Origin of the sequence: Succinivibrio sp. (assembly GCF_045124615.1) — a bacterium.
Taxonomy (GTDB): Bacteria; Pseudomonadota; Gammaproteobacteria; order Enterobacterales; family Succinivibrionaceae; genus Succinivibrio; species Succinivibrio faecicola.
This window is the reverse complement of the sequence record NZ_JBGVMC010000110.1, coordinates 1-3274: the sequence shown is the minus strand read 5'-3', so window position 1 is coordinate 3274 and position 3274 is coordinate 1. Positions and strand designations below refer to the sequence as shown.

Annotated in this window: 4 protein-coding genes; all 4 read right to left on the bottom strand. The window is 40.0% G+C overall.

What is annotated here, in order from left to right:
- The coding region (locus ACJML3_RS03135; protein WP_406020533.1) for a hypothetical protein at positions 1-905 on the bottom strand (905 nt) is incomplete at its 3' end.
- Positions 906-936: 31 nt separating this feature from the next.
- Positions 937-1449, bottom strand: coding sequence for a hypothetical protein (locus tag ACJML3_RS03130; RefSeq protein WP_406020531.1), 513 nt, complete (start codon positions 1447-1449; stop codon positions 937-939).
- Positions 1450-1474: 25 nt separating this feature from the next.
- Positions 1475-3001, bottom strand: coding sequence for a DUF2213 domain-containing protein (locus ACJML3_RS03125; RefSeq protein ID WP_406020529.1), 1527 nt, complete (start codon positions 2999-3001; stop codon positions 1475-1477).
- Positions 2994-3274: hypothetical protein (locus ACJML3_RS03120; RefSeq protein WP_406020527.1), on the bottom strand; the 281-nt coding region annotated here is incomplete at its 5' end. The genes ACJML3_RS03120 and ACJML3_RS03125, both read right to left, overlap by 8 nt.

Here is a 3274-nt window from a genome sequence, read left to right as displayed (position 1 = left end):
ACACCATACAGGTTTTCAATCTCCATGAATAGATACTCGCCTGCATTAGTAGATAACTCTGGGATCTGAATAATCTCAATATTCTTAAAGTTCTGCTTTAACATAGCCTCTGCGGTTAAACCGTATTTGTTAGGCATTGATAGATATGAGATCATGCTGTTTGAAATAGCCAGTTTAATAGGCATATCCATTGAAATATGACCACCATTCTTTGATGCCAACTCGCTCCATAGCTTTAGAATATCGTTATAAACGATATTTCCTGCATTGTCTGGATCTGCAGTTGTCTTAGTTGCCCAAGTAGCATTACCGCCTACTGTGATAGGTGAAATTGAGGCATTTAAATTAGGTTCATTTAAAATTCCGTAATTAATCTTGCCTGAAACGCCCTTCAAGTAGAACTGATTTTGCTTTCTAGCGATAATATCAGCACCTGCTAACTGCTTTCTTGACTGTAGAGCAATCTTAGCAGTATTAGCCTTATCCATTTCAAGATCGCCATATTCGATCATTGTCTGGAATCTTACCTGCTCACGTACTGGGTATTCATAATTAACGGTAGTTGTCACATTCTCGGTGCGATCTGAGTATGCGGTAACGTCACCAGTGCGCTCCTCCACCGCAAAAGTGGTCAGCTCAATAGTCCAGTCACCCTGCTTTACTTCAGGTGCTAACTTGTTTGCATTGGTAACAGCAAAAAGGATCTCAACAATCTGAGGATCGATATACTGAAACATTGAAGCAGGATAACCGATATTTGGTGTAGTCTGCAGTGCGCTATCCATAGCTAGCTTAGTCTTTGCGAAATTTGTCTTAATATGTCCGTTAACGGAATCATAAGCCATAACACCCTGAGCACCATCAATTGAAATGCCCTTTGCCTTTAATTTCTCAAGTGTTAACATGATTTAACTCCCAAAAATCTTTTAAAATCAATTAGTTGAAACGCTGAATGATCACAATATCGCCTGCGCCTGCGCTTGCCTTGCCGTTTGGTAAAACAACCTTAAAGCCAGTATCTACTTCGCCAGTGCCTGCGCTAGTAGCTAAGTTAATTGCGCCTGTAGTTGGTAGTACAAATACACTGTAACCGTCAACAATTCCGCTAAGTCCTGCAGGAACTTCTAAATAGAATTGACCCTGTACGGCAACGGTAACGACTGCGCCCTCTGCCAGAGTATCAGTACCGCTAGAAAGTACATTGGTTAAAGTACCATCAACAACACGCTCAACGAATCCCAGAGGTACGGCATCAGCTGATCCAGTGCCTGCTACAATTGCGAATGGTGCGCTCTGTGTACCGCCTGCAGTCTTAGCAAATGCAAATGCACCTGATTTAACTGTACCGTCTGATAGTGGCTGATATGCTAAGTATCTTGCTGAATCAGTAGCAACTTTCTGTCCTGAAATGCCGATCTCTGGTAAAATACCGACTGTTTTCTGTACCATTTTGATTTCCTCTTATTGCAATAAGTTAAATTGAATCTTTAACGTTGTTTAAAAAAGCATCTGCTAGATCTTCTTTAACGCTCTTTTTATCGTTCGCTAAAATAGCTTTTTTGTTAGCCATAAAGCCTAGATACATGGCTCTGCACTCTTTAGCAGTCATGCCTTTGGTGTTTAAACCCTCTTTCTTGCAGGCCATACGGTAAACAGATCCTGCATTGTCAAAAGCTAATGGATCAACATTTCCAAGTGACTGACGGCAAGCGGAAACAGCTTTAATTTTTGCCTGCATTTCTGCCTGCATCTTTGCTTTAATTGCTTTGGTGATCTTAACAATTGAATCTTCGCCAAGTGCTCTCTTTTCACCCTCGCTTTCGTGTAAAGAATCAAGGTGCTTAGGCTCGTCTTTCTCTTTCTTCTCACCGTACTTGACACCCTCAGCAAATGCTTTCTGTACGATTGGATCTTCTGAATCAAAACCGCAACGATCTAAAGCCTCTTTCTGATCTTCATCAAATACTGGCTCTTTTTCTTCGGCTTTTTCTTCCTCATCTTCGCCTAGATCTTCTTTTAACTCGTCTTTTTCTTCGACTTTTTCTTCTTCATCTTCGCCTAGATCTTCTTCACTCTCGATTTCCTCTTTATCTTCGAGTTCATCATCAGCGTTTAGATCTTCGGTCTTTTCTTCTTCCTTTTCTTCAACCTCTAGATCTTCATCCTCTGCAGGCTTTGCCTTTAGAGCGATAATTTCTTCGATCTGTGCTTTTGCCTCGTCTTTGTCTAGTCCTGCATCTTCTAACTTCTGCAGGAACTCATTTAGTTTTTCTTCCATTGGGAGATCTCCATTTTCATGTTTATCGACAACGTTGCCTTTTGCATCAACTTTATGCAAATCTTTGAGCTTTTGAGCAAGTGCAATTACCTGATCTGCAAGCTCTAATTCTTTCTGTTCAACTTCCTGATCCATTTTCTGATCCTCTGTTAAGTTTTTAGGTTTAGAATCTTTAACTAAAACATCATGCCCTGCTCTGCCCTCCTCAACTAAGGCTAAATGATTGCATGATATATCGGTCATAATCAGATCGTATTTTTCACCATTAAAAACGCCTGATTTTTTAACAGGTGTGTAACGATAACCAAGTGATAATTCACGCATTGATCCGTCATTTATGCGTTTAATTGCATCTGCATCCTGAATGTGTAAAGAATTTTGCAGATATGGAGCATTAAAAATGCCGTCTGTACCTGTAGATCCAACTCTTGTTTCTTTAGCAGGAGCATCCGCAAAGTCTGCATGGTGATCTAACTGAATAGGGATGCCGTTTGAACTGATAACCGCCTTTTTGAGTTCTTCTGCAGGGCGATAAACGTTGTAGATCTCATCTGGCTTTAACCCTAAACGTTCATAATTAGGTATTTCATGCCCCATATATGGAGCAACCTGTTCTTTGGTAATATTTGAAATAGCAACGTGTAGAAAACCGTTATCATCAATTGAGCGCACGGAATCTTTAAACGAAACTTTATCAAATACTATTTTTTCTTTTTCATCCATTTAGAAGATCCTCATCAAAAATCATCTGCATCTGGCATTTACAGTTAATCAGCTCTGCAGGCATAATAAATTTCTTTTCGTAATCATCCCAACACCCTTTATCAAGATCGAACTCCTGACCGTTCATGTGTATGTGACTTACTCTTGATGTATATTTGCCTGCAACGTGAATCCAGACGGCTTTTTTTACTCCAACGGCTTTGGCATTTTCAGCCTGTATCAATTGCGTAATCTTTGACATTTGATCATTTGTTACAGTCTGAACTCTGCGAT

Coding starts and splice junctions, on each gene's coding strand:
- ACJML3_RS03130 (WP_406020531.1), bottom strand. CDS start 1,449: ATGGTACAGAAAACAGTCGGTATTTTACCAGAGATCGGCATTTCAGGA.
- ACJML3_RS03125 (WP_406020529.1), bottom strand. CDS start 3,001: ATGGATGAAAAAGAAAAAATAGTATTTGATAAAGTTTCGTTTAAAGAT.